28 protein-coding genes are annotated in these 26,684 nt (G+C 47.5%); 12 read left to right on the plus strand and 16 right to left on the minus strand.

All coding sequences use genetic code 11. The features are described 5' to 3' along the window. The first annotated feature begins 58 nt into the window (after positions 1-58). Positions 59-1,504, plus strand: a complete 1,446-nt coding sequence (gene rsmF, locus M2387_RS04585) for a 16S rRNA (cytosine(1407)-C(5))-methyltransferase RsmF (RefSeq protein WP_259047456.1) — start codon at positions 59-61, stop codon at positions 1,502-1,504. A 110-nt stretch (positions 1,505-1,614) separates the two neighbouring features. After that, positions 1,615-1,806, plus strand: a complete 192-nt coding sequence (locus M2387_RS04590; RefSeq protein ID WP_259048287.1) for a YdfD/YebW family protein — start codon at positions 1,615-1,617, stop codon at positions 1,804-1,806. On the opposite strand, the gene M2387_RS04595 is transcribed toward M2387_RS04590, so the two are convergent. The 3 genes from M2387_RS04595 to M2387_RS04605 all read right to left on the minus strand — a co-directional run bounded on the left by M2387_RS04595 (position 1,803) and on the right by M2387_RS04605 (position 5,399). Next, positions 1,803-2,333 carry a GNAT family N-acetyltransferase gene (locus M2387_RS04595; protein WP_259047457.1) on the minus strand — a complete coding sequence of 177 codons (531 nt, stop codon included), beginning with the start codon at positions 2,331-2,333 and terminating at the stop codon, positions 1,803-1,805. The genes M2387_RS04590 and M2387_RS04595 overlap by 4 nt on opposite strands. 18 nt (positions 2,334-2,351) lie before the next feature. Further along, positions 2,352-3,599: an MFS transporter gene (locus tag M2387_RS04600; protein ID WP_259047458.1), complete on the minus strand. Its 1,248-nt coding sequence runs from the start codon at positions 3,597-3,599 to the stop codon at positions 2,352-2,354. Between the two features lie 303 nt (positions 3,600-3,902). Further along, the gene (locus M2387_RS04605; RefSeq protein WP_259047459.1) at positions 3,903-5,399 is read right to left on the minus strand and encodes a SulP family inorganic anion transporter; all 1,497 of its coding nucleotides are present in this window, start codon (positions 5,397-5,399) and stop codon (positions 3,903-3,905) included. A gap of 218 nt (positions 5,400-5,617) precedes the next feature. Here M2387_RS04605 and M2387_RS04610 point away from each other — a divergent pair, with 218 nt between their 5' ends. Further along, positions 5,618-5,845, plus strand: a complete 228-nt coding sequence (locus M2387_RS04610; RefSeq protein WP_259047461.1) for a hypothetical protein — start codon at positions 5,618-5,620, stop codon at positions 5,843-5,845. Between the two features lie 119 nt (positions 5,846-5,964). Further along, the gene (locus tag M2387_RS04615) at positions 5,965-6,060 is read left to right on the plus strand and encodes a YoaK family small membrane protein (protein WP_259047463.1); all 96 of its coding nucleotides are present in this window, start codon (positions 5,965-5,967) and stop codon (positions 6,058-6,060) included. A gap of 373 nt (positions 6,061-6,433) precedes the next feature. On the opposite strand, the gene M2387_RS04620 is transcribed toward M2387_RS04615, so the two are convergent. Genes M2387_RS04620 through yobA form a run of 3 tightly spaced genes read right to left on the minus strand, consistent with a single transcriptional unit; the run spans position 6,434 to position 8,061 of the window. Continuing rightward, the gene (locus M2387_RS04620; RefSeq protein ID WP_259048289.1) at positions 6,434-6,784 is read right to left on the minus strand and encodes a YebY family protein; all 351 of its coding nucleotides are present in this window, start codon (positions 6,782-6,784) and stop codon (positions 6,434-6,436) included. A gap of 24 nt (positions 6,785-6,808) precedes the next feature. After that, positions 6,809-7,681: a copper homeostasis membrane protein CopD gene (gene copD / locus M2387_RS04625; RefSeq protein WP_259048291.1), complete on the minus strand. Its 873-nt coding sequence runs from the start codon at positions 7,679-7,681 to the stop codon at positions 6,809-6,811. Between the two features lie 5 nt (positions 7,682-7,686). Beyond that, on the minus strand, positions 7,687-8,061 hold the full coding sequence (yobA, locus tag M2387_RS04630) for a CopC domain-containing protein YobA (protein WP_259047465.1): 375 nt from the start codon (positions 8,059-8,061) through the stop codon (positions 7,687-7,689). A 260-nt stretch (positions 8,062-8,321) separates the two neighbouring features. Between yobA and M2387_RS04635 the strand changes: the two genes are divergently transcribed. Then, positions 8,322-8,552 carry a DNA polymerase III subunit theta gene (locus M2387_RS04635; protein WP_259047467.1) on the plus strand — a complete coding sequence of 77 codons (231 nt, stop codon included), beginning with the start codon at positions 8,322-8,324 and terminating at the stop codon, positions 8,550-8,552. A 100-nt stretch (positions 8,553-8,652) separates the two neighbouring features. Beyond that, positions 8,653-9,321 (plus strand): exodeoxyribonuclease X, encoded by a 669-nt coding sequence (gene exoX, locus M2387_RS04640; protein WP_259047468.1) that lies wholly within the window; start codon positions 8,653-8,655, stop codon positions 9,319-9,321. Between the two features lie 68 nt (positions 9,322-9,389). Here exoX and M2387_RS04645 read toward each other — a convergent pair whose 3' ends face one another. Continuing rightward, positions 9,390-9,701, minus strand: a complete 312-nt coding sequence (locus tag M2387_RS04645) for a YebG family protein (protein WP_259047469.1) — start codon at positions 9,699-9,701, stop codon at positions 9,390-9,392. A gap of 133 nt (positions 9,702-9,834) precedes the next feature. On the opposite strand from M2387_RS04645, the gene purT reads away from it, so the two are divergent. After that, a complete protein-coding gene (gene purT, locus M2387_RS04650; protein WP_259047471.1) occupies positions 9,835-11,016 on the plus strand; it encodes a formate-dependent phosphoribosylglycinamide formyltransferase in 1,182 nt (393 codons plus the stop codon). An 88-nt stretch (positions 11,017-11,104) separates the two neighbouring features. On the opposite strand, the gene M2387_RS04655 is transcribed toward purT, so the two are convergent. From M2387_RS04655 to zwf, 3 genes are all read right to left on the minus strand, one after another. Beyond that, positions 11,105-11,746, minus strand: coding sequence for a bifunctional 4-hydroxy-2-oxoglutarate aldolase/2-dehydro-3-deoxy-phosphogluconate aldolase (locus M2387_RS04655; RefSeq protein ID WP_259047472.1), 642 nt, complete (start codon positions 11,744-11,746; stop codon positions 11,105-11,107). A gap of 313 nt (positions 11,747-12,059) precedes the next feature. Beyond that, the gene (locus M2387_RS04660; RefSeq protein ID WP_259047473.1) at positions 12,060-12,539 is read right to left on the minus strand and encodes a YbjP/YqhG family protein; all 480 of its coding nucleotides are present in this window, start codon (positions 12,537-12,539) and stop codon (positions 12,060-12,062) included. A gap of 662 nt (positions 12,540-13,201) precedes the next feature. Then, positions 13,202-14,677 carry a glucose-6-phosphate dehydrogenase gene (gene zwf, locus M2387_RS04665; protein ID WP_259047474.1) on the minus strand — a complete coding sequence of 492 codons (1,476 nt, stop codon included), beginning with the start codon at positions 14,675-14,677 and terminating at the stop codon, positions 13,202-13,204. A gap of 497 nt (positions 14,678-15,174) precedes the next feature. Between zwf and M2387_RS04670 the strand changes: the two genes are divergently transcribed. Further along, entirely contained in the window at positions 15,175-16,017 is an 843-nt protein-coding gene (locus tag M2387_RS04670) for a MurR/RpiR family transcriptional regulator (RefSeq protein ID WP_259047475.1), read from the plus strand. 155 nt (positions 16,018-16,172) lie between these two features. Next, a complete protein-coding gene (gene pyk / locus M2387_RS04675; protein ID WP_259047476.1) occupies positions 16,173-17,615 on the plus strand; it encodes a pyruvate kinase in 1,443 nt (480 codons plus the stop codon). Positions 17,616-17,685: 70 nt separating this feature from the next. Here the strand turns inward: pyk and lpxM are convergent, their stop codons facing one another. From lpxM to znuA, 3 genes are all read right to left on the minus strand, one after another. Continuing rightward, entirely contained in the window at positions 17,686-18,663 is a 978-nt protein-coding gene (lpxM, locus tag M2387_RS04680) for a lauroyl-Kdo(2)-lipid IV(A) myristoyltransferase (RefSeq protein WP_259047477.1), read from the minus strand. A gap of 122 nt (positions 18,664-18,785) precedes the next feature. Beyond that, complete coding sequence (gene mepM, locus M2387_RS04685; RefSeq protein WP_259047479.1) at positions 18,786-20,111, minus strand: murein DD-endopeptidase MepM; 1,326 nt, start codon at positions 20,109-20,111, stop codon at positions 18,786-18,788. 15 nt (positions 20,112-20,126) lie between these two features. Next, on the minus strand, positions 20,127-21,071 hold the full coding sequence (znuA, locus tag M2387_RS04690; protein ID WP_259047480.1) for a zinc ABC transporter substrate-binding protein ZnuA: 945 nt from the start codon (positions 21,069-21,071) through the stop codon (positions 20,127-20,129). Between the two features lie 79 nt (positions 21,072-21,150). On the opposite strand from znuA, the gene znuC reads away from it, so the two are divergent. From znuC to M2387_RS04705, 3 genes are read left to right on the plus strand one after another with little or no spacing between them, the layout of a single operon-like run. Then, positions 21,151-21,906, plus strand: coding sequence for a zinc ABC transporter ATP-binding protein ZnuC (znuC, locus tag M2387_RS04695; RefSeq protein ID WP_259047482.1), 756 nt, complete (start codon positions 21,151-21,153; stop codon positions 21,904-21,906). Next, complete coding sequence (gene znuB, locus M2387_RS04700; RefSeq protein WP_259047484.1) at positions 21,903-22,688, plus strand: zinc ABC transporter permease subunit ZnuB; 786 nt, start codon at positions 21,903-21,905, stop codon at positions 22,686-22,688. The genes znuC and znuB overlap by 4 nt, the downstream gene beginning before the upstream one ends. Before the next feature lie 34 nt (positions 22,689-22,722). Further along, a complete protein-coding gene (locus M2387_RS04705; protein ID WP_259047486.1) occupies positions 22,723-23,199 on the plus strand; it encodes a GNAT family N-acetyltransferase in 477 nt (158 codons plus the stop codon). Positions 23,200-23,232: 33 nt separating this feature from the next. Here the strand turns inward: M2387_RS04705 and M2387_RS04710 are convergent, their stop codons facing one another. From M2387_RS04710 to ruvA, 3 genes are all read right to left on the minus strand, one after another. After that, on the minus strand, positions 23,233-24,600 hold the full coding sequence (locus M2387_RS04710; RefSeq protein WP_259047487.1) for a putative bifunctional diguanylate cyclase/phosphodiesterase: 1,368 nt from the start codon (positions 24,598-24,600) through the stop codon (positions 23,233-23,235). A gap of 367 nt (positions 24,601-24,967) precedes the next feature. Next, positions 24,968-25,978 carry a Holliday junction branch migration DNA helicase RuvB gene (gene ruvB / locus M2387_RS04715; protein ID WP_259047489.1) on the minus strand — a complete coding sequence of 337 codons (1,011 nt, stop codon included), beginning with the start codon at positions 25,976-25,978 and terminating at the stop codon, positions 24,968-24,970. Positions 25,979-25,986: 8 nt separating this feature from the next. Continuing rightward, complete coding sequence (gene ruvA / locus M2387_RS04720; protein WP_259047491.1) at positions 25,987-26,598, minus strand: Holliday junction branch migration protein RuvA; 612 nt, start codon at positions 26,596-26,598, stop codon at positions 25,987-25,989. Between the last annotated feature and the right edge of the window lie 86 nt (positions 26,599-26,684).

Below are 26,684 nucleotides of genomic sequence, written 5' to 3' on the forward strand. Positions count from 1 at the left end.
GCGAATAACCAGAGCTTTATGCTAAACTGCGCCCCTTATTCTTCCATGGGGCGCCTTTATGGCTCAATCCAGCTCAGCTTACCTGCCACAACCTTTTCTCGATATGATAAAACAGGCTATGCCTGCTGCTCTTTCCCTTGATAGTTTTATTGCTGCCTGCCATCGCCCGCTACGCCGTAGTTTGCGTGTTAATACGCTAAAAATATCTGTCAGTGACTTTCTTCTGCTGGTTGAACCTTACGGCTGGCATCTGACCCCTGTGCCCTGGTGCCCTGAAGGTTTCTGGATTGAGCGCGATAATGACGAGCTGCCTCTCGGGAGTACCGCTGAACATCTGAGTGGCTTATTCTACATTCAGGAAGCCAGTTCAATGCTTCCGGTTTCGGCGCTATTTTCCGGGACTGACTCGCCACAACGTATTATCGATATGGCGGCGGCACCAGGATCGAAAACCACACAGATTGCCGCCCGCATGGGTAATCAGGGAGCCATTCTGGCCAATGAATACTCTGCAAGTCGGGTAAAGGTTCTGCACGCGAATATCAGTCGTTGTGGGATCAGTAATGTCGCCCTGACCCATTTTGATGGGCGTGTTTTTGGCGCTGCCACACCTGAGGCTTTTGATGCCGTACTGCTCGATGCCCCCTGTTCAGGCGAAGGGGTTGTGCGTAAAGATCCCGATGCTCTGCGTAACTGGTCATGCGAAAGCACACAAGAAATAGCCGATACACAAATGGCCCTGATTGATAGCGCCTTTCATGCCTTACGCCCTGGCGGAACCCTGGTGTATTCAACCTGTACGCTGAACCCGACAGAGAACCAGCAGATCTGTTTATGGCTTAAATCCCGCTATCCGGATGCAGTAGAGATAGAGTCTCTCAAGGGTTTGTTCCCGGAAGCAGAACAGGCAATCACCCCCGAAGGATTTCTGCATGTTTTCCCGCAAATCTATGACTGCGAAGGTTTCTTTGTCGCCCGCCTGCGTAAAATGGCTTCGGTTGAGCCATTAGCTAAACCCGGCTATAAACTCGGTAAATTCCCGTTTATGCGCATGAAAGGAGCCGCTGCTGAACAAGTTACCCGGGCTGCGGCCAAATCAGGGTTACGCTTTTCAGACGCACTGACGCTCTGGCAGCGCGATAAAGAAATCTGGTTATTCCCTGCTGAAATAGAGCCACTGCTTAATCAGGTCCGTTTTTCACGTATTGGCTTGAAGCTCGCCGAACAACATAATAAAGGTTATCGCTGGCAGCATGAGGCCGTGATTGCACTGGCAAAAGGTGATGACCCACTGTGTTTTTCCCTGACGACAGCAGAGGCTGAAAGCTGGTATCGGGGTCAGGATATTTATCCCGAAAGCACAATTTCAAACGATGAAGTGATTGTTACCTTTCAGGGACAACCCTTAGGGCTGGCACGAAAAGTCGGTTCACGTCTGAAAAACAGTTATCCTCGAGAACTGGTTCGTGATGGCAAATTATTTGCCACCAGTATGGCAGGATAAAAATTAGCATTTTTTCCTTGTTATCCTGACGATTGCGACCAGGCTAAAAGAAGGCATCCGGCCTGGTTGCCACTTTCTTCGCTTACCCACTCAAGCATAGCGAGATGATAATGTTTGCCTTGGTTATTTTTGTTTGTTATTTGCACGGCGGTTGCGATGATTTTGTCGTCGAGATCCTCAAAACCGAGGAGCAGTGCCTGGCGGTAATGGATGAGCAGCGTATTCGCCGTGGCGGCTGCTATCCATTGGATGAAGTGCATGACAGTTTCTGGCTGCCCGCGCAGGAGTATGCTGATTTTTAATCCGCTGATGGACGCACCAGCATACGGACCTTTTTATTATGGTATTCCACATAATGCCTGAACCGGAATCCCATACGTTCAGCCAGACGAATCGAAGGTTGGTTTTCATCATCGATAATGCAGCATACCGGTCCGGCAAAGGTGCTGTCTGCCCATGTGAGGACAGCCGTCAAGGCTTCTGTCGCAAACCCCTGCCCGGTGGCGGTCGGGCTAAGTGTCCACCCTGCTTCCGGATATTCCAGAGCAGGTGTCAGATTTCGCTTCTGGTTCTGAATCCCCACAGTGCCGATAAGCAGACCACTGTCTTTTTCACAGACCGCCCAGTAGCCATATCCGAGAAGCTGCCAGTGTCCGATATAGCGCAGTAATCGTCCCCAGCTCATCTCACTGTCCTGCGGCTGTCCGCTACCAATATATCTGACGGTGTCCGGGCTCGCCCAGCACGCCACCAGCGCAGCATAATCATCGAGGGTTAACTGGCGTAACCGTAATCTTGCGGTTTCCAGAGTCGGGGCCTGAGTCAGCATAAACTGTTCCTTTTAGGGTTATTCCTGAAGTCGTTTTTGAATGCCGGTACGCGAATAGAACATAATTATTCCCAGCAACGAACTGAAGAATAATGTACCCAGAAATACGCCGGAGCCCGTTAAGGTAAGTAATACCCCACCGATTAAGGGACCGATAGCTATTCCCAGCGTCTGGAGCGATGAAGCGCCCATATAAGCACCCCGATGCTCAGCGGGGGCCAGTTGATCCAACAGAATATTGAGGTTTGGCATCAGAATAGCCTCTCCGATACTGAAAACTACCGTGACACTGAACCATAACACCGGATCAGTATTACCGATTGCCAGAAAGCCCAGCTGTGACAGTGCAAAAATGCTGCTGCCGAGTAAAATACGTTTCGATATCGCCATCTGAGCCAGTAGGCGGACTAAAAATAGCTGTGCTATCAATACAGTACTGGCATTCGTCACAAGAATTAAGGTTATCAGTGGAACCGCTGACTCAGCATCAAGCATCATCAGATAAAGCGGCACTACCGCCTCATAATGGACAAAAACGATAGAGCACAAAATACTACACAGCAAAGCGGCAATAAACAGTTTGTCACGGGCGATTACCATTAGCACGACACGCAACGGCACCGGAGCTTCAAGACTGCCACCCGCAGAAGCCATTCTTCCCTTAGGAACAAACAGCAATAACCAGACCAAAAAGGGTAAATAACTTAATGCGGTGATCAGAAAGGTTCCTTTCTGGGATGTCAGTCCCCAGGCGATACCCACCAGTGGTCCGGTCACAGCTCCGAGGTTAATCAGGTAATAACGAATTTGCAGCGCCAGCGCGCGACGTCGTTTATCACCCAGCAAATCGCTCATTAAGGCACGCATCGGCGGATCAACCCAGGCAAAACAGACGCCAACTGTCAGCAATCCAGCAATAAATAGTCCCATATTGCTGGCCAGTGCCAGTAAGGCATAACCCACAAAGGAAAAAGCACAGCCAAGGGATAAAATACCCCGTCGCCCCAGACTATCCGATATTTTCCCACCATAAATACCCAGAACTACAGCCAGTAAGGCACTACCTGTCATCGATATACCAATAGATATCGGAGACATTTGATAGTCACGGGTCATAATAATGCCGAGAAACGGCCAGGCCATAAAATAGCTGAAACGGATAACCAGAGTAAAAAACAGTAGCATCACAACAGTGACTGGAAAAGTTTTTACGGTTTGAATAAATGTCGGTGCTGCAACGCTAGCGCGTGCAGATTCAGTGCTCATAGGGCATCCCATTGCTGATTAAATCGATTAATCCTCCCTTATCTGGCAGGTCGTATAATAGATTTAAAATGTTTAGCAACAGATCGCAATATAAATATAATGACGTTGTTTAATTCGCCAGCTTCGGGGTTTAATGGTTGTTAATTCAGCTAAAAATATTAATTCTTTGTTACCTGGATCTCATTTTTAGCGATTAATACTGCTATTACAAAAAACCTTGGCCGACTGCCGGGAAAAATGGCTGTCAGCCAAATAAAAATCGGGTTATTTATCCACGTTACGCGAATAAATAACCTCCGTTTATTATAATTTACCGGTTAAGCGCTGATGGAAATCGGTACTACGGTTATCAAGACCTATTATTTCTACCTCGGTCTGATAACGCTTATAACGCGTGGTGACTGTATCGAGTATAGCCACGGTTGATGCATCCCAGATTTGCGCATGAGTCAGATCAATAATTACCCGCGATGGGTCATCGGCATACTGAAAGTGTTCAACCAGGTCGTTGCTACTGGCAAAAAATAGCGGGCCACGAATTTCATAAGTCACCGAGTCACCCTCTGGCGACAGCTGACGCTTCGCTTTTACAACATGAGCAATACGGCGAGCAAACAGTATCATGGCAAAAATAACCCCACCGAGCACGCCGAGCGCCAGGTTATCGGTAGAGACCGTAATCGCCACCGTGACCAGCATAACCAGCGTCTCTGAGAGCGGCATCCGACGTAACATCGACGGGGCAATATTGTGCCAGTTGAGTGTTTTCACCGCGACAATCATCATGATCCCGGCCAGTACCACCATCGGGATTTTGGCCATGACTTCACTTAATGCGGTAACCAACAGCAGTAATACAATGGCAGCAGAGAGCGTGGACAGTCGGGTTCGCCCTCTCCCCAGTTCGACGTTAACCATCGTCTGGCCTATCATCGCGCAACCCGCAATCCCCCCATAGAATCCGGCAAAAATGTTTCCCACCCCTAAGCCCCAGCATTCACGCCGTTTGCTGGAAGGCGTATCGGTCATGGCATCAACCAATTTGGCGGTCAATAGTGACTCCATCAAGCCGACAAAGGCGATACTCAGGGCGCAAGGCCAGATGATACTCAGAGTGGTTAAGTTGAGCGGTACCAGTAACTCAGTGAACCCTGGCAGACCCGGTTTCATCCCGCCAATATCTTTTACCATCGGGACTGTCCAGCCCATAACAAGGACGACAGTGGTTATCAGCACCACGGCAACGAGCGGAGCAGGAATAGACTTCAGAACTCTGGGCAACAGTAAAACGATGACCAGCGTGACCGCCAGAAGCCCCCAAATAAGCGGCCCTTTTCCCCAGACGTGCGGCATTTGGGCAAAGAAGATCAGAATCGCCAGGGCATTCACAAATCCGTTCATCACTGAGAGGGGGATGTAGCGCATCATTCGCGCCAGCCCTGTGATACCAAACAGTATTTGAATCACCCCGGCCAGTACCACGGCGGGTAAAATATAGCCGACACCATGAAGCTGTACCAAAGGAGCAATCACCAGTGCGACGGAGCCGGCAGCAGCCGTCACCATCGCCGGGCGTCCACCCAGTATTGATAGGGTAAAACACAATACAATCGAGGCTATCAGACTCACCTTAGGGTCAACGCCTGCAATCACGGAAAAAGAGATAACCTCAGGGATCAGTGCCAGGGCAGTGATGACCCCAGCCAGTATTTCCCGCTGTATCAAACGCGGCGAACGTAACACACTGCGGAGACTATTCTCTTCGGCATGCCGGGTAGTAATGTGGGCGTGTTTTGTCATAATTAAATACAGCGTTAAGGTGTCAGATACACGCCCCACAGGGCAGTGTATAAAGAAGGAAACAGAGTGTAATACCCGCCCTGTTTTGAAGCGAGCTTTTCAGCACGCGAAGGCATTTTGTGGTAGCACGAGGTGATGTTTTTTTAATCCTCGGCTATTTTTCAGAGTTTGTTATACTCAAACCAGGACAAAATATTTACTAGTACAGGAGCAGGATTATGCAAGAAGGCATTCGTCGAAGTTGTCACAGAATCGGACTGGCAGTCGGATTCTTATGTTTTCTGTGTTTTTCATTACTGTTAATGGGTGAAATTAATGCCGGTGCGCCGGGTAGTATCTCACCCTGGTATTTTGTACTGGCCGCGACATTATCTATTTTTGTCTACTGCGCTTTCCGTTTGCTTGGGTGGCTAATCCAGAGTTTTTTCCCACAACATGGTCGTTAGCTGACAGCAACATTCGTTTTTTTAATAAAATTATTTTATAAAAAATATAAATTTTTCGGGTAATACAATATAAATAAGTGCGTGTTCACATCAACCCGACGGTTTCTGGAGAGGAAAAAATGAAAATCGGATATCTGTTCCCGGCTGCAATTATCGTGGCAGCTGTAGTATTTATTGCATGGTTCATTATTGGCGGCTACGCAACTTCACGATGAGTCATGGAAACGAAATATGGCTGGTTTAGATTGAGTATGAAAATTTCGGGGATTTTCGCGAGCTGATGAAAAACACCAATAAAAACAATAAATAAAAAAAAGACCAAACACGAGTCCTGTGTTCGGTCCAGGGAAATGGCTCTTCTGAGAGCCGTGCGCTAAAAACTGTTTGTATCCGTCAGACTTGAAGTTGCAAGTACCCTGGCGGATATAAATACATTTCGTCGTTCATAAATAAAGCATAGATGAACAATGTAATTTTTCCAGTTTCCGAAGAAAATAACGCAAAAAAAACCATTTCCACTATTTTATCAGTCATGGAAACAGCAACAGATTCCTGAGCTTAGTGCTGTTTCCCGACAAGAATTTTTAGCTACGCTTTTTTGCACAGCGTCTGAGCACGCTCAACAAAAGGCTCCAGGCTCATTTTCTCCCCCGGATTATCAGGCGAGTCGATAAGAATAACGGATATCGGTTGCCCTTTCGTCATGCCACTCAGCATCTGTTCTTCCGCGACTTCATTAAGCGGGTATTGCATTAAGGTGCCCGGATTAATCACAAATAGAGCATTACCGCCACGGCAAGTTAACATGACCTCCTCGCGATTAAAGGCCCATTTATCCTTCCCTATCTCGAAGCGACTTACAGTAATGACATTCGGTGCTGCCAGTGCTGTACTGGTGCTGGCAAGCAGGGCTAAAGCTAAAATAATTTTTTTCATCAGTCTCTCGTATACCCTAAGTTACTATCAGAATGGTTCCTGGGTTGCAAACAGGCTAACCAGCAGTAATACCACTGCTGATAATATGATTTCCAGCCAGGTCAGCCGGATAAACCGCTGCTTTGCCAGGGCTGAATGGTTAAACTTCGGTACCAGCCAGTAACGATTAATCAATGCCAGAATAACCATCACCCCAACCAGTACAATCTTAAGCAACAGAAAACGAAAATAGTTACTCTCTAAGGGAATATTCCAGCCCAAAATTAGCAAACTATTCATGATGCCACTCATGATGACAGCGGCAACAGCCAGATGACCATAACGGGAAAATCGCATCATGGACTCAATAGCGGTATCACTCCAGGCGATTTTACGCGCCAGCCACATACAGACTAATAATGGCAGCAGCCCACCCACCCAGAACGCGGCACTCAGCAAATGAACCGCATGGTTAACCCGGTGAAGAATACCTGTTAAGCCAGTATGCAAGGTGGAATGCCCGACACAAGCCAGTAAAATTAGCTGCAAAAAAGTCAATAACAGCAGATATTCTTGCATCTTCCGCGGGCGAACAACTGACACCACGGCACTTGCCAGAGCAAAAGCCAGAAGCCAGATCCAGACGCCGCCAAATTGCGTCCCCAGTACGGCTATCCAGACAGCAGGACTTATCACATCCATCCAGCCATCGCCCATCAACCCTGCCTGCAGACAAAGTAACAGGCAGGCGCTCATCAGTGAGATATCAACTGCAAGACGCCAGACAGCCTGTAGACGTTGTACTAGCATCTCTCGCAAACGCCCTGGCGCTAATAGCACACTATAAGTTGTGCAGCCAAATAACAGCATCAGTGACGTAAAGTGGACAAAACGCAGCCCAATATAGCAGGCGGAAAGCATCGTCATTATTTCACAGTGAACTGATAGTTGCCCTTGGTTTTATGACCGTCTACTGAGACAACATGCCATTCCACCTGGTAGGCACCAGGTGTTAATTTCTCTTCAACCGGGACTATCAGTTGCTTTTCATCCTGAGCACTACGCTGTGCCTTGGCGGTTTTCACTGTTTTCTTTTCAGGCCCGGTGATTTTGATACCACTAAATCCGGGTTCAATACCTTCAGAGAAATCCAGGGTAATAACTTGCGGGGCAGATGTGACTACCGCATCAGAAGCAGGATAATGGCTTTTTAAATGTGCATGGGCGAGCACTTGCGCTGATGTGCCCAGTGCAGTCAGAAAGAGTGCAATCGAAACAATACGTTTAGTGGTGACAGCCATATTAACAACGCCTTTTTATTATCAGGTGAAGCGGTGAGAATAACTTCACGGGGATAGCAAGTCGAGTCTGAGAGCATTTTTGGTACTCAGTATTGTTAATGTTATCTGAATGTTATATTCGGTAAATGGTTCCTGGTCTGGTGTCTGTCTGCATGCTATCTATTACATTTTTACCTGGGTAGCTGCGTTTATTGACTGACAAACCTTGTTATCTCTGGAATAAAGCAGTAACTTTTGCCCAGCCTATGTCGGAGAAAATAATGAGCTATAATCTCGCGGAACTACCATCAGATGAGATGGATAAGCTAAACGTTGACCTGGCCGCAGCAGGTGTCGCGTTTAAAGAACGCTATAATATGCCGGTCATTGCAGAAGTGGTTGAGCGTGAGCAGCCGCAACCATTGCGTGACTGGTTCAGAGAGCGGCTGGCGATTCATCGCGCAACCTCTGTGAACCTATCCAGACTGCCTTACGAGCCAAAATTTAAATAATTCTCATGAGCGGCTGGTTCTGTTTTTTATTTTGCCAGTGACCAGGACGCTCAACGCCTGACAAGGATAGCAGGCCATACATAGCAAACGGGAACCAACCATGCTACGTGTTATTGATACCGAAACTTGTGGGTTACAAGGTGGAGTTGTTGAAGTTGCTTCTGTTGATATTGTCGACGGAAAAATTGTCAATCCAATGAGTGACTTAGTCCGCCCTGACCGCCCTATCAGCCATCAGGCGATGGCTATCCACAACATCACCGAACAGATGGTGGCGGATAAACCCTGGATAGAAGAAGTGGTTCCACGTTATCAGGGTAGTGCCTATTATGTGGCACACAATGCCAGTTTCGACAGGCGTATGCTGCCGGAGATAAGCGGAGACTGGATCTGTACAGTTAAACTGGCTCGCCGTCTGTGGCCCGGCATAAAATACAGCAATATGGGGCTGTATAAGTCGCTCAAGCTGCAAGTCGATACACCACCCGAATTACACCATCACCGGGCATTGTTCGACTGCTATATCACCGCGGCGTTGTTACTGCGTATTATGGACGATTCAGGCTGGTCAGCCGAGCAGATGGTCGATATTACCGGTCGGCCTGCACTGGTGACGACGCTGACATTCGGTAAATATCGGGGTAAATCGGTCTCTGATATTGCACAGCAGGATCCGGGCTATCTGCGCTGGATGCTAAATAATATTAAGACATTAACGCCTGAGTTACGCCTGACGCTAAATCACCACCTGGCACAAATCACCTCGTGATAACAAACAAACCTGAGGGGCCAAATGCTGACGCCTCGGGTTTGCAGACAACCACAACCAATAACGTTTTATGCAACATCGCGTTTTTTGCGGCTGGCATGTTCACTGATATTTTCTACTGCCGCTGTTTCACTGTCTGATGGCTGGGGTAATTTGCCGTTTTTCAGAATAGTAGTGAGGTTGTCTTTATTTTCAGCCATCCACATACCCAGTTGCTCACGGGCTTCATCTTCAATTACCGTGGTACTGGTCTGTAGCCAGTCAGTTAACGCATCGGCCAGGTCCAGCATTTTGTCGTAAGCATCGGCATCTTTTTTACTGGTAAAGGCCATTTTTTCCTGCCCCTCTCTCACAACAATATATTTAATCTCAACGGCCATTTTGCGGCTCCCGTTAAACTGTTTATTTATACAGTATATTGAAAAAACATGCCCCTGACAAGGCTATTTTATTTCAACGCAAACGTTTTCGTTTATACTGCGGCGATCTTTTTATTCATTAAGGCCTACCGCTATGTCAAATTTAGGAACTGCCCTGCGTCCAGCCGCTACACGAGTCATGCTGCTGGGTTCAGGTGAACTGGGTAAAGAAGTTGCTATCGAATGTCAACGTCTGGGCGTCGAAGTTATTGCTGTCGACCGCTATCCTGACGCACCCGCTATGCATGTCGCCCATCGCAGCCATGTGATTAATATGCTGGATGGCGCTGCACTCAAAGCCCTGGTGGCGCTCGAAAAGCCCCACTTTATTGTTCCTGAAATTGAAGCGATTGCTACCGATGCTCTGCTGGAACTGGAAGCTCAGGGGCAGCATGTTGTTCCTTGTGCCCGTGCAGCCAAACTGACCATGAACCGGGAAGGAATACGTCGTCTGGCCGCAGAGGAACTGAGTCTCCCGACTTCCAGTTACCAGTTTGCTGATTCCGAAGAAGCCTTTCGACAGGCTGTCAGTGAGATTGGCTATCCCTGCATTGTTAAACCTGTGATGAGTTCTTCAGGTAAAGGTCAGAGCATGATCCGTACCCCAGAACAGCTTTCACAGGCCTGGGCTTATGCTCAGCATGGTGGACGCGCAGGTCAGGGACGTGTGATTGTTGAAGGCGTCGTAAACTTTGACTTTGAGATAACCCTGCTGACCATCAACGCAGTCGATGGCGTACATTTTTGCGCGCCTATCGGTCATCGTCAGGAAGACGGTGATTATCGTGAGTCATGGCAGCCGCAACAAATGAGCGATATAGCACTCAGTAAAGCCAAGGTTATCGCTGAGCAGGTGGTCACCGCTTTAGGGGGTTATGGCTTATTTGGTGTCGAGCTGTTCGTTTGTGGCGACGAGGTTATTTTCAGTGAAGTCTCCCCTCGCCCGCACGATACCGGCATGGTCACGCTTATCTCGCAGGACTTATCTGAATTTGCCCTGCATGTTCGCGCCTTTCTTGGATTACCTGTTGGTGATATTCGTCAGTATGGCCCTTCTGCCTCGGCGGTTCTCCTGCCACAGTTAGATAGCCACAATGTGAAGTATTCTAATCTGGCGGCCGCGAACGGCAGCGGATTGCAGCTGCGTTTATTCGGCAAACCTGAAATCAGCGGTAAACGTCGGATGGGGGTGGTTCTGGCAACGGCATCGAATGTTGATGACGCAGTAGAAAAAGCGGTAAATGCTGCAGCACAGATTCAGGTTACAGCTGAGTAAGCCTGTCAATACAGGTGCTTAGGATTTTATCCCTGGCACCTGTCAATCAAGGCCTCATTCCACCATTAGTGTAATGAGGCTCCTGCTATTACGCAGTTGCGCCTTCTACGGCTTCGCGCGCTAACTGAGTAATACGGTCGTAATCACCGGCTTCCAGCGCATCTTGCGGCACCAGCCAGGAACCGCCGATACACAGCACGCTTTTCAGTGCCAGGTAATCGCGATAGTTAGCCAGAGAGATACCACCGGTTGGGCAGAAACGAACCTGAGAGAAAGGACCTGCAATAGCTTGCAGTGCTTTCGTGCCGCCGTTGGCTTCTGCCGGGAAGAATTTAAACTCTTTCAGTCCATGGGACATACCCAGCATCAATTCTGATACGGTGCTGATCCCAGGGATCAACGGAATAGTGCCTTCCGTTGCCGCTTTCAGTAAAGCATCAGTGAGGCCCGGGCTAATCGCAAACTGTGCACCAGCGGCGGTAACTTCGGCTAGCTGCTGTGGATTAATCACGGTACCTGCCCCGACGATAGCTTCAGGGACTTCTTTCGCAATGGCACGAATCGCATCCAGCGCACAAGGGGTGCGTAAGGTCACTTCCAGCACACGAACGCCGCCTGCAACCAGCGCCTTTGCCATCGGAACGGCATGTTCCAGTTTATTAACTACGATGACCGGGACAACGGGTCCTGTTGTCAGGATCTGTTCCGCAGTGGCTTGCCAGTTTTTCATCTGAATACCTCTTTTACCCACGTTAAAATCAGTGAACCGGTATAATCGCCAGAGCTGTGAAGAACCGTTTTTTTGTGAGATTCACAGTCAAAAAACTAAACCGGTGAAAAATTTTCGCTAACAATCAAAAACATCAGCAATAAATATAAAAAATGAAATAACGGTTCAATAATACATTAAGTTCATCCATAAGTTTATGGAATTCTCACTCAAAGAGGATTTTTTTGGCCTGAAGGGTGCCGGTGAGTCGGAATGAAGGTAACCCACCTTCTGCTCCTCAGGATTTGCAATTATCAAGGTAGCCACAACCCGACTACAGGCCTTCACTCCCCCCATCAGCCTGCCGGGGACAATAAATACTGCCTTTGAATGTAGGATTAACAGAATCAATCAGCCATTTACCCTGGGTTTTTACTAAACCAACAGCATACAGAGACGTATTTTTTCCATAACCTAACTTTAAATTCACCAGTGCTATATGGTCATTGATAGCATCCGTTTTTGTATCGATATTGTTTTTCCATTCCGTACAGATATCCTGAGCATCAAGAAAAAAATCAGCATCTGAATCATTATTATCTCGCACTGCTCTAAGATGCTCGGTGGTGTATTTAGCAACGACTTTAAGTGAAAAGTTATTTGCAGACTCCATGTCATACATCTCTCCTGCGACCAAATAATCATGGTAGAACATACTTACAACTTCCTCTGGTGATAAAGTTCTCTCATTTGAGGCTAGCGTAATATAAGGTACACAAAGTAAATAACAGGCAAGAAACATTCCTTTCAACATAAAACTCCTTCAAAAAACTTAGTTTCAATATTTTGTTCTAATCAAATAGTAAAAAATCAACGCCTTTACAGATTCAATTAACCATAATTAAATTTTTATTGTATTAGATACAATGAGCACGATAACAACACAATCGGCTGACTCTATGGAGTATTTTCCATCTACTGCTGAGGCCTTCAAGCATGCTACCGCCCATCGCCATAAGCCGAGGTACATAAAGTCAAATATTTTCTTTGCTAAGTCGCCGCAGCCCGTCATTTCAAATTTTAAAAAAATCGTTCAAGCTCTGATTGTGGAAGTCTAGAAATAATACCGGGGGGAAAGGAAATTTAAAAATGTAACATAGTTATACTGAAAGAATTAAAACCAACAAAAACATAAAACTGATTAATAAGATATTACCCACAATAAATAATATATCCCTTAAATACTAAAGACATATACATTGCTAGCAATAATATTATATCTAAAATGATAAATAATGCAGGTGATAACATGAAAATACTGAATTTTATTTTTATTAAAAAATGACGCCATGCATGATTGAAATGAAAGAGTTATCTGAACGAAATAACTAAGAGGGTTTTGTTAGCGCCAGTAAAATAGGACGATAGCTGTAAAAATACCCGACAACACATGTGCTGTCGGGTCATGATCAAAGGTTACTCAAATTCATTCCACGAGTGACCATCACGAGTAATCATCGCCACAGAGGCAACTGGCCCCCAGGTTCCTGACTGATACGGTTTAACACCGTCACTTTCGTTTTCCCAGGCTTCAGTAATAGAGTCAACCCATTTCCAGGCTTCTTCCACTTCGTCACGGCGTACAAACAGCGCCTGAATTCCACGCATGGTTTCAAGCAGCAGACGTTCGTACGCATCCGCAAGATGCGTCTGGTTAAAGGTTTCTGAATAGCTTAAATCAAGCTTGGTGGTCTGGAGATTATGTTTATGCTCAAGTCCAGGTACCTTGTTCAGAACCTGGATATCAACCCCTTCATCCGGCTGCAGACGAATAGTCAGTTTGTTCTTCGGCAGTTCCTGCCAGGTATCTTTGAACAGGTTCAGCGCAGGGTTTTTGAAATACACCACCACTTCAGAGCATTTGGTTGGCAGACGCTTACCGGTACGCAGGTAGAAAGGCACGCCGGCCCAGCGCCAGTTGTCAATATCAACCCGGATAGAAACGAATGTTTCCGTAGAGCTGGTTTTGTTCGCGCCTTCTTCTTCCAGATAACCTGGAACTTTTTTGCCCTGAGCAAAACCGGCAGTGTACTGACCACGCACGGTTTTCTCACGTACGTTGGTGCGATCAATACGGCGCAGAGCCTGCAGCACTTTTACTTTTTCGTCACGGATACTGTCAGCGCTAAGATTGGAAGGAGGAGACATCGCAATCATACAAAGGATTTGCAGCAGATGGTTTTGGATCATGTCGCGCATCTGGCCCGCTTTATCAAAGTAGCCCCAGCGCCCTTCAATTCCCACTTCCTCAGCTACCGTAATTTCGACATGATCGATTGTACGGTTATCCCAGTTATTGACGAACAAGGCATTAGCAAAACGCAGTGCCAGCAGGTTCAGTACCGTCTCTTTACCCAAATAATGGTCGATACGATATACCTGGCACTCTTCAAAGAACTCACCAACCTGGTCATTAATTTCCTGAGAGGTTTCCAGCGAGGTTCCTAGCGGTTTTTCCATTACGACACGTGCTGGTTTAGCATTCAGTTTCGCTTTGCCCAGACCGCGACAAATAGCACCAAAAGTACTCGGTGGCATCGCGAAATAGTTAATGGTCACACGATGAGTCTGATCCAGCATCTTACCCAGTTTGCTAAAGCTTGCGGTATCTTCAACATCAAGGTTACAGAAGTCCAGGCGCGCGCTGAGTTTTTGCCACAGAGTCTCATCAATAGACTCTTTCATAAAGGTTTCAAGCGCTTCGCGTACCACCAGGGTGTATGCCGCTTTATCCCAGTCAGCACGACCAACACCCAGAATACGGGTATCAGGGTGGACTTGGCCTGCCTTTTCTAACTGATAAAGCGATGGCAACAGTTTACGACGTGCCAGGTCGCCTTTTGCGCCAAAAATGACCAGGTCACACGCCTGGGCTGTTTGCGTTACCGCCATGTCTATCTCCTCGTGTCCGATATTCCGGTTAGTGCTTAAAACCCCTGATTGGGGGAGTGTTAACCGGAGCTCTCATGTAATTTAATTACATGCAATGTACTTCTTTTGCTAATTTGTCGTAAACCTTTAAGCCTGATTTGCGCATTTTATTCTGCATTTTTCGACAAACGGGGTGCTGTGACGCAATATTAACGATGATTTCTGAACGATTTTTGTCATTATAGACGTTAGGGGTTTATCATAGGCTCTAAATAATTCGTGTAACTTGCCGACACTAAGTTAGTAGGCGGAGAAAAAATGCGGTTATTCAGCAAGCTTCATACTTGCCATGGAACAAAGCACCAGAAGTATGATGGCGATTACAGGAAATGAAAATTAACCAGGAAATCTCACCTTAATGTGGATATCTTCAATTTTCGCTGGCCTGTATTTTGATTGAACCAGACGGCGATTTCTCCTTTTTCTGAAATCACTGAAACCGATGGATATCTGACTTTATGAATATACTGGATAAAATTCAGTCCCAACTGACGTTACTGAGTAAGTCTGAACGTAAAGTTGCCGAAGTCATCCTCGCTGAGCCACAAGAAACGATGCACTCCAGTATCGCCATACTCGCTCGCCGTGCTGATGTCAGCGAACCCACCGTCAACCGATTCTGTCGCCATCTGGAAACGAAAGGTTTTCCGGACTTTAAATTACACCTGGCGCAAAGTCTGGCGCAGGGTACTCCCTACGTAAACCGTCACGTTGAGGAATCTGACAGCGTTGAGTCTTACACGGATAAAATCTTCGAGTCATCAATGGCGGGTCTGGCACGCGTACGCCAGGGACTGGATATCAGTGTCGTCAATCGGGCAGTAGATCTTCTCACTCAGGCCAGAACTATAGCGTTTTTTGGTCTGGGCTCATCCGCCGCCGTTGCCCACGATGCGATGAATAAATTTTTCCGCTTTAACATTCCAGTCATTTATTCCGATGATATTGTTGTCCAGCGAATGAATTGCATGAATTGCAATGAACAGGATGTTGTAGTGCTTATTTCCCATACCGGGCGTACCAAGAATTTAGTACAGCTAGCACAACTGGCGCGAGAAAATGGAGCTGTAGTAGTGGCGATTACATCGGAGGATAGCCCGTTGTCTCGTGAAGCGACACTGTCTCTGTTGCTGGATGTTCCGGAAGATACCGATATTTATATGCCTATGGTTTCTCGTCTTGCCCAGTTAACCGTTATTGATGTCCTGGCGACAGGTTTTATCTTACGCCGCGGGGCAAAATTCAGAACTAATTTAAAACGCGTTAAAGAAGCATTGAAAGAGTCACGTTTTGATAAATAACGCTTTGCTGAAAAAGTCAGATACGGGAATTTTTTCATCCCGAAGCTGTCACTTAGCAACGCATTCGGTTAGTTTATTCGTTAAGTTATTATTACGCTTATTAATTGCGTCATTGTTCACACAACACACAGTTGTTTAAGTCAACGGAGTAATACATGTCCAGACGGCTACGTAGAACCAAAATCGTTACCACTTTAGGCCCGGCAACCGATCGCGATAATAACCTGGAGAAGGTTATCGCTGCAGGAGCCAACGTGGTTCGAATGAACTTCTCACACGGTTCTGCTGAAGATCACCAGTTACGTGCCAATAAAGTGCGCGAGATTGCAGCAAAACTCGGGCGTCATGTCGCGATTCTGGGAGATCTGCAGGGTCCTAAAATCCGCGTTTCTACCTTCAAAGAAGGTAAAGTATTCCTTAATATTGGCGACAAATTTTTGCTGGATGCTGATTTAGGTAAAGGCGAAGGCGATAAAGAACAGGTAGGTATTGACTACAAAGGTCTGCCTGCTGACGTCGTACCAGGCGATGTACTGTTACTCGACGACGGTCGTGTACAGCTTAAAGTTCTGAAGGTTGAAGGACTAAAAGTCTTCACCGAGGTCACAGTCGCCGGCCCGTTATCGAATAATAAAGGCATCAACAAACTCGGCGGAGGCCTGTCAGCCGAAGCACTGACAGAAAAAGACAAAGCCGATATCCTGGTTGCCGCCAAAATTGGTGTCGACTATCTTGCTGTTTCCTTCCCGCGCTGTGGCGAAGACTTGAATTATGCTCGTCGACTGGCGCGTGAAGCGGGTTGCAATGCAAAAATCGTCTCTAAAGTTGAGCGTGCCGAAGCTGTCGCCAGTGAAGCGGCCATGGATGATATTATCCTCGCCTCTGACGTAGTGATGGTAGCCCGTGGAGATTTAGGCGTTGAGATCGGCGATCCTGAGCTGGTTGGGATCCAGAAAACGCTGATTCGTCGCGCTCGTAAGCTGAATCGTGCCGTCATCACTGCCACGCAGATGATGGAGTCGATGATAACTAACCCGATGCCAACCCGCGCTGAAGTCATGGACGTTGCTAACGCCGTGCTGGATGGTACTGATGCAGTGATGTTATCTGCTGAAACTGCAGCAGGTCAGTATCCGGCTGAAACGGTTGCAGCGATGGCGCGTGTTTGCATGGGTGCAGAAAAAATTCCTAGTATCAATGTCTCTAAACACCGACTGGATGTTGAGTTCGATAATGTGGAAGAAGCCATCGCGATGTCTGCGATGTATGCCGCAAACCACCTGAAAGGCATTACCGCGATTATTACCATGACCGAGTCAGGTCGGACTGCGTTAATGACTTCCCGTATCAGCTCCGGCTTGCCTATTTTTGGTCTGTCGCGTCATGAAAGTACGCTGAATCTGATTTCACTTTATCGTGGCGTCACGCCTGTTCGTTGCGAGATGAACACTGACGGTGTGGCTGCAGCGAATGATGCGGTAATACTGCTTCGTGATAAAGGTTATCTGCTGTCTGGCGATTTAGTTATCGTCACTCAAGGCGATGTGATGGGTGCTATCGGTACCGCTAACACCACGCGTATTCTACGCGTTGAATAAATCGGTCTGAAGGGTTTATGACGTCTAAAAGGGGAAAACAATTTTGTTTTCCCCTTTGTTTTTATGGGTATTATTTCTTTTTCGGGTAGAGCTCGTCACGCTCGTAAGGTTCTCTCTCACCTTCTTTGCGTGTTTTCAGGAGCTTCAGGATCCAGGTATATTGTTCCAGGTGCGGTCCGACCAATAACTCGACTTCCTCATTCATGCGGCGCGCAATAGTATGGTCGTCCGCATCAATCAGGTCATCCATTGGCGGGCGAATATACACATCCAGCCGATGCGTTGTACCGTTATAGACCGGAAATAACGGCACCACACGCGCCCGGCAGACTTTCATCAGCCGGCCTATAGCTGGCAGTGTTGCTTTATAGGTGGCAAAGAAATCGACGAATTCACTGTGCTCGGCGCCATGATCCTGATCCGGTAAATAATAGCCCCAGTAGCCCTGACGTACCGAACTAATAAAAGGCTTAATACCGTCATTACGCGCATGCATACGCCCGCCAAAACGGCGACGGACGGTATTCCAGACATAGTCAAATAACTGGTTGCCTTGGTTATGGAACATCGCAGCCATTTTCTGCCCCTGAGAGGCCATCAGCATGGCTGGGATATCTACTCCCCAGCCATGCGGGACGAGGAAAATCACATTCTCACCGCGTGCCTGTAAATCGTCGATAAGTTCTTTGCCGTGCCAGTCGACGCGTTGCATAACTTTTTTGGGGTCACGTAACCCCAGTTCTGCCATCAGCACCATTGCCTGTGGCGCTGTCATAAACATCTTATCGATAATCTGCTCACGCTCTGCTTCTGAGCGCTCAGGAAAGCAGTAGAGCAAATTGATTTGTGCGCGTCGTCGGGCGCTACGTGCCAGGCGCCCTGCCATTCGACCTATCTTACCCAGTAACGGGTCCCGCATGCCCGGGGGTAATAATGCCAGGCCTGCAAAAGCCCCGACACCTAACCAGGCACCCCAGTATCGCGGGTGAAAAAAGGATGATTTAAATTCAGGAATAAACTCACTGTGATTTTTTTTATTCTTTTCCATACAGATACTCGTCGGTCGTCAGTCAGCTGACGAAAAAACATTACCATTATCATAGCGACGTGCAGGCCGTCGCACAAAATAAAAAAGCCGGTAACAAGTACCGGCTTTCCAAAAAGAGAACCTTAGTTGAGCGTTAACTTAGGTACTACATCACGAACCTGGGCCAGGTAATCACGCCGATCGTTTCCTGTCAGCCCCTCAGAACGTGGCAGTTTCGCCGTCAGAGGGTTAACCGCTTGCTGGTTAGACCATACCTCATAGTGTAAATGAGGACCTGTAGAGCGGCCTGTGTTGCCAGAGAGCGCTATATGGTCTCCACGCTTCACTTTCTGCCCGGGCTTAACCAACAGTTTCTTCAGATGCATATAACGCGTGGTATAGGTACGGCCATGACGAATGGCAACCATATAACCAGCAGCACCGCTATGTTTCGCAATCACCACTTCGCCATCACCGACAGCCATAACTGGCGTACCTTGCGGCATGGCAAAGTCGACACCTTTGTGCGGTGCAATACGGCCGGTTACAGGATTCAGACGACGCGGGTTAAAGCCAGAAGAGACACGGAATTGTTTAGTGGTTGGAAAACGCATAAAGCCTTTCGCCAGACCGGCACCATTCCTGTCGTAGAATTTACCGTCTTCAGCACGAATAGCGTAATAATCTTTACCATCACTACGCAGACGGACACCGACTAATTCACTTTGCTCACGCTTACCATCCAGCATTTCACGCGACAGTAAAACCGAGAAAGCATCGCCCTTCTTCAGTTTACGAAAATCCATCTGCCACTGCATGGCTTTGATAACAGAATTAATTTCTGTGTTGGTGAGTCCGGCTTGTCGGGCACTGGCGATAAAACTCCCCCCCACAGTTCCTGTCAGAACACGGTTAACCCATTCACCCTGCTGAATAGCGGTACTCAGTTTAAAACTGTTACCGGTACGGTCATAGGTACGTGTTTCGCGGCGGGAGACTTCCCAGGTTAAACGCTGGAGATCGCCGTCATCAGTGAGGGTCCAGGAAAGCTGCTGACCTATTTTAAGGTTACGCAGCTCTTTATCGATGGCAGCAATCTGGCTGATATCGCCCATTTCGATACCATACTGATTAAGAATACTACTGAGCGTATCGCCCGATGACACCACATATTCGTGAACACCCGCTTCATTGGCTGTTTTTTCGTCGAGTTCATCCTGAGGGATGATGTCGTCATCAGCATTCGGCGCTTGTTCCAGTGGTTCACTGGCTTCAGGTAATAGCGTACGGGACTCGGTTTTGTCTAGCTCGATAACCTTACTGACTACGGAAGAGCCTACCGGGTGGTAGACACTTGGACGCCATACTGCGACCGCGAGAGTAAGAACTGTTAACGACCCCAGCATAACGCGGTGGGGTCGTGACAAATTATCAAATGCCTTGGCGACAGAGCGGGCTATCTGTTGCACGTAGTAAATTCCTCATTATTCTCCTTTCAGACAGCTCGCATACTGGTCAGATAACTGGGTCAAAAACTGCATATAGCTGTTCTTACCCAACACAACCCCGATGCCCAATGGGTCCAAGCTGCCTGTGCGCACTTGCGTTCCCTGAGCAACGGCATGGATTACCGCTGGCCTGAATTGTGGTTCAGCAAAAACACAAACGGCTTTATGCTCAACCAACTCTGTTCTGATTTTATGTAAACGCTGCGCGCCCGGTTGGATTTCAGGATTCACGGTAAAATGACCTAGCGGTGTCAGGCCATAATGTTTTTCGAAGTAGCCATAGGCATCATGAAAAACGAAATATCCTTTTCCTTTTACCGGCGCGAGCACGGAACCTACCTGTTTGTCTGTCTCGGCGAGACCAGAGGTAAAATCACGCAGGTTGGCATCAAGTTTGGCTCGATGTTCTGGCATAAGTTCCACTAATTTGTCGTGGATTGCAACCGCTGACAGCTGCGCCACTTCAGGTGAAAGCCAGATGTGTAAATTATAGTCTCCATGATGATGATCTTCGTCACTTTTTTCACCCGATTTATGCGCGTGGTCATGGTCATGCTCATCATCGTCACTGCCCTTCATCAGCAGAGGTTTTACCGGGGCAAGCGCGGACAATTCGAGCTGTTTTTGCTCCGGTAACTGACGTACCGACTTCTGCATAAAGGCTTCCATCTCAGGGCCAACCCAGACGACTAAGTCTGCGCCGTGTAAGCGTTTTACGTCAGATGGCTTGAGTGCATAGTCATGTTCAGATGCACCATCTGGCAGTAAAACTTCGGTATCTGTGACCCCATCTGCAATGGCTGAAGCGATAAAGCCTAACGGTTTAATTGATGCGACAACAGCGGCATTTGCACTCAATACAGGAGCCGCAGTCAGCACCGTAGACAATGCAGCAAAAAGAAGTGTTTTTTTATGTAACATAATGAAAATTACCATCGTGACAAGGTGAGGAGTTGTGATATTATAACATTCGTTAATTTCTGCAACCCCTAAAATAGTCATGACAAATTTGGTTGAGCTCGAACATATTTCTGTTTCTTTCGGACAACGGCGCGTCCTGAATGATATCTCTCTGTCGTTAACGGCCGGGCGGATCATGACGTTACTGGGGCCCAATGGTGCGGGTAAATCTACTCTGGTACGCGTGGTCCTCGGGCTGGTCAAGCCTGACACCGGGGTTATCAAATGTGATAACAACCTGCGTATTGGTTATGTCCCCCAGAAGCTGCATCTGGATATCACCCTTCCCTTAACCGTCGATCGTTTTATGCGTTTACGTCCAGGCGTTAAAAAAGCCGATATTCTGCCTGCTCTACAGCGGGTACAGGCAGCGCATCTGCTCAACGCGCCGATGCAAAAGCTGTCTGGCGGTGAGAATCAGCGCGTGTTACTGGCACGTGCCCTGCTCAATAAACCGCAATTACTGGTACTGGACGAACCCACCCAGGGCGTGGATGTGAACGGTCAGCTATCGCTGTATAACCTGATTGATAAACTGCGGCATGAGCTGGATTGTGCGGTACTGATGGTATCGCATGACCTGCATCTGGTGATGGCTAAGACTGATGATGTACTGTGCCTGAATCATCATATTTGTTGCTCAGGTACCCCTGAAGTAGTTTCGACTCACCCTGAATTTATCTCTATGTTTGGCCCTATGGGAGCCGAGCAGCTGGCGGTATACCGCCATCATCATAATCATCGTCACGATCTGCAGGGTCGCATTATTCTGCGCAAAGGAAAGAGTCAGTCATGATTGAGCTATTACTGCCCGGCTGGCTGGCCGGTATTTTGCTTGCCTGTGCCGCAGGCCCTTTAGGCTCATTTGTCGTCTGGCGTCGAATGTCCTATTTTGGCGATACGCTGGCGCATGCTTCACTACTAGGTGTTGCCTTTGGTTTGTTGCTTAACGTTAATCCGTTCTATGCAGTTATCGCGGTAACCCTTTGTATGGCGTTAGGCCTTGTATGGCTGGAAAGACGCCCTCATCTGGCTATTGATACTCTGTTAGGCATTATGGCCCACAGCGCCCTCTCCCTTGGCTTAGTTGTCGTCAGTCTGATGGGTAACGTACGTGTCGATTTAATGGCTTATCTGTTTGGCGACCTGTTATCGGTCACGCTGGACGATATCATTACCATCGCCTTAGGCGTTGCTATAGTCTGCGGAGTCCTCGCCTGGCAGTGGCGTAATTTACTGGCCATGACCATTAGCCCTGATTTAGCACATGTTGATGGGGTTAATCTGCAGCGCACTAAAATGATACTGATGCTGATTACCGCCCTGACCATCGGTGTGGCAATGAAGTTTGTCGGTGCCTTGATTATCACCTCATTACTGATAATCCCTGCTGCCACCGCCCGGCGTTTTGCTCGTACGCCAGAGCAGATGGCTGCTATAGCGGTATTAATTGGTATGATTTCGGTAACCGGCGGACTAGCATTTTCAGCCCTGTATGACACACCCGCCGGACCTTCAGTAGTACTGGCCTCCGCTGTGCTATTTATACTGTCGATGTCAAAAAAACAGAGTGCATAAAGCGCAGTCATAACGGTTATTTTAAGGGAAATACATGATTAAGTTTCGCCCAATGCGTGAAGATGAATATCCTGGTTATCTGGCGTATTTTATTCCCGATTATGCCCGGGAAATTGCCTCAAATTATCAACTCTCTGTTGATGATTCTTTGGCCCGGGCGAAACAGGAGATAGCGGAAGATCTTCCGGGTGGAGTGAATACACCGGGACACGTTTTACTCTCTCTGATTGCCCACTCGGCGCAAACAGAACAACACGTGGGATATCTCTGGTATAAGCCAGATACCATCATGCGAACCGTGTTTATCTATGATTTTCATATTTTCAATGACTGTCAGGGGCAAGGGCTGGGTAAAAAGGCGCTTGCTGCTTTTGAACAGGATCTGCGGGAACAACACTTTCAGCAAATTCGACTGCGCGTTGCCGGAGACAATGCCCGGGCTCAGCATGTCTATGAAAAGAGCGGTTTTGGCGTTACGGGGATCAATATGAGTAAAACCATTACTGGCTAAGAGAAAAGTGAGCGCAGGTACGCGCTCACCAGACTAGCTCAAGTCTGCCAAGTGGTTCGGTGAATTGAATTCAGTATCATGGTGGGAATGGCTGGCGACAAAATGGATAAAATCGACCACGCTTATTGGCCGTGAAAACAGAAAACCTTGAAAAACAGTACAGCCATACTCTTTCATCATTGCCCATTGATAGGGTGTTTCTATCCCCTCTGCAACCACTTCTAAACCTAGTTCAGTTCCCATTCTGGCGATATTTTTTGCAATAACGGCACCCTTGATGTTGATACTGGCACCGGTAACAAAACTGCGATCGATTTTAATCTGATTAAGCGGTAGTCGACGCAGAGTACTCAGGGAAGAAAAACCGGTCCCAAAGTCGTCGAGAGAAAATCTGAATCCGGCAGCCGATAATTCATCCATTTTAGCGGCAACAATTTGAGGTTCAGAGACAAAGACACTTTCCGTCAGTTCCAGACGAACCTGCTGACAAGGTATATTTTTAATCAGTACCTGATGAAGAAGTTTACGCACAAAATCAGGCTGCATAAAATGATCGGCCGTAATATTAATTGATACCGTTAAATGACGAGTATCTGCACTTTCTTGCCAGCGCAGTAAATCTTTAAAAGCCTGAGCGATAACCCACTCGCCTATCATGGGCATCATTCCTGCATCCTGAGCATCAGGGATAAATACCGCCGGTGTTATTAATCCGGAGGATGGGTGATTCCAGCGGATCAGGGCCTCTGCCCCTGTTACTCTGCCTTTAAGGTTAACTACCGGCTGATATAAAAGAATAAACTGATCGTTGTATAAAGCGTTCTGTATCTCCTTAACACTCTTTTTTCTTTTAGAAAAATCGGTATGCATAGCCACAATCACACCAACAAATAATGCCGTGGCAAGCAGGGGATTAATCTTTGAACCCATTGCCTGAAAATACTGCACATTGGTATTATTAATCGATAAGAAATGAACGTTACTGCTGAATAAAATAAACAGTAGCAAGCTGATTAAAATAATAGCTATCTGAAATTTAGACTTGGTTTGCTGATAAGTAATATAACCCACCAGGGCTATCACAGGAATATATAAGTGGGTGGTACGCGGGAAGAGATGATTCGACACATCATAGCGGTAGCAGAAAAAAACCACATATATTAAGCAGGCAATTTGCGCAATCATCAGACTGCGAAAAAAAAGGCCTCGCATTGCGAGGATCCAGCAGGGAAGTGTAATAATTGCCAGTACAATTAACGAAACGGCCGGTTCCCACTGCTTTAACCAGGTAAAATAACCCAGCCAGCCCAAACCAATCACCACCGCTGTATAGGCCGCAAAGCGGCAAAGATAAGTTGCATGAGCAGTTGCAGGGATAAAGGCTGATGAAGTGTGAGGCATTATATTCTTCGCTCCTTATACGCTTACTCGTATTTGTTGGTACTCGTCAGCCGTCTGAGCCCAACCTGGAAATAACTGGAATCTTAAAGCTCATACACCCGAAATGATTCGAATGACGTGTAGATGTCAGGCTCGAACACAAAATAAACATAAAAAAATTATGGGATTCAATCGTTTTGATCATTAACAACGCCCAAACGATCTGAAGTATGGCAAGTAGAATTGTTAAGTACTGAGGATACTTACAATTACTACAGACTTAAAGATCTTAGCAACGATTTCTGAAAACAGAATGGAAAAAATATCAGAAACGTAGCATCAGGATTGATGCCACGAATAATGAGAAAAGGTCTTTTTTCACCCTCAGTCAGGGTAACAATGGAGGGATAATGCCAAAGTGGGACCAGGCTCTTGGGGTAGCCATTCGTCCTCTGGGGGTACGCTGTAAGAACCCCTGCTGGATCAAGAAGGGTTCCAGCACATCTTCAATGGTTTCCCGTTCCTCACCAATTGCTGCGGCAAGGTTATCCAGACCCACCGGACCACCAAGGAATTTATCAATTACCGCCAGCAGCAGTTTACGGTCCATGTAGTCGAAACCTTCGCTGTCGACATTGAGCATATCGAGTGCCTGGGAAGCAACTTCGGCGCTGATGCTTCCGTCATAACGAACTTCGGCAAAATCACGTACCCGGCGTAAAAGGCGGTTAGCGATACGCGGAGTGCCGCGCGCGCGACGGGCTATTTCCAGAGCCCCCTCTTCGCTCATCTCCAACCCCAGCACCGTGGCACTACGCCCGACGATATGCTGGAGATCGGCAACCTGATAGAACTCGAGCCGCTGTACGATACCAAAACGGTCACGCAGCGGTGAAGTCAGGGAACCGGCACGAGTGGTCGCACCGACCAGGGTAAAAGGCGGTAAATCGATTTTAATCGAACGTGCTGCCGGGCCTTCACCAATCATGATATCCAGCTGATAGTCTTCCATCGCCGGATAAAGGATTTCCTCAACCACCGGTGACAAACGATGAATTTCATCGATAAACAACACATCATGGGGTTCGAGATTGGTCAGCATCGCCGCCAGGTCACCGGCTTTTTCCAGTACCGGGCCCGAAGTGGTACGCAAGTTAACGCCCATTTCGTTGGCTACAATATTCGCAAGCGTAGTTTTACCGAGCCCGGGCGGGCCAAATATCAACAGATGATCGAGTGCATCACCGCGCAGTTTTGCAGCCTGAATAAAGATTTCCATCTGCGAGCGCACATGTGGCTGGCCCACATAGTCAGACAGCTGCTTAGGGCGAATGGCACGGTCTATTAACTCATCAGGGGTTACAACCTCAGACGAGACCAGGCGGTCTGCTTCAATCATTCTTTACCTCACATCGCCGCACGGAGCGCGTCGCGGATCAGCGTTTCGCAATCAGTGCCATTACGTGCAACTTTGCTTATCATACGGCTGGCTTCCTGTGGCTTATAGCCTAAGGAGACCAGGGCGGCAACGGCTTCAGCTTCGCTGTCATCAGTAATACCGCTCTCTGGCGCAGTCAGTACCAGTTCACTGGCCGGAGTAAACAGGTCACCATGCATACCTTTAAAGCGGTCTTTCATTTCCACCACCAGACGTTCGGCAGTCTTTTTACCGACACCTGGCAGTTTTATCAGCGAAACAGAGTCTTCACGCTCTACAGCACTAACAAATTGCTGGGCTGACATACCTGAAAGAATTGCCAGCGCCAGCTTCGGGCCGACACCGTTGACTTTAATCAGCTCACGAAACAGGGTTCGTTCTTGCTTGTTATTGAAGCCAAACAATAAATGAGCATCTTCACGTACCACAAAGTGGGTAAAGACTAGCGCTTCGGTGCCAAGTTCGGGGAGTTCATAGAAGCAGGTCATTGGCATATAAATTTCATAGCCCACACCACCAACTTCGAGTAATACCAGCGGGGGCTGTTTTTCCAGAACGAGGCCTCTGAGTCTACCTATCACATTATGCTCCTGCGAATTGCCAGTTTAAGGATATTTATCCATCATACTGTATGATATAAAAAAGGCTGGATGAATATCCAGCCTTT

It is taken from the genome of Klebsiella sp. BIGb0407 (assembly GCF_024807845.1).
Lineage (GTDB): Bacteria > Pseudomonadota > Gammaproteobacteria > Enterobacterales > Enterobacteriaceae > JGM124.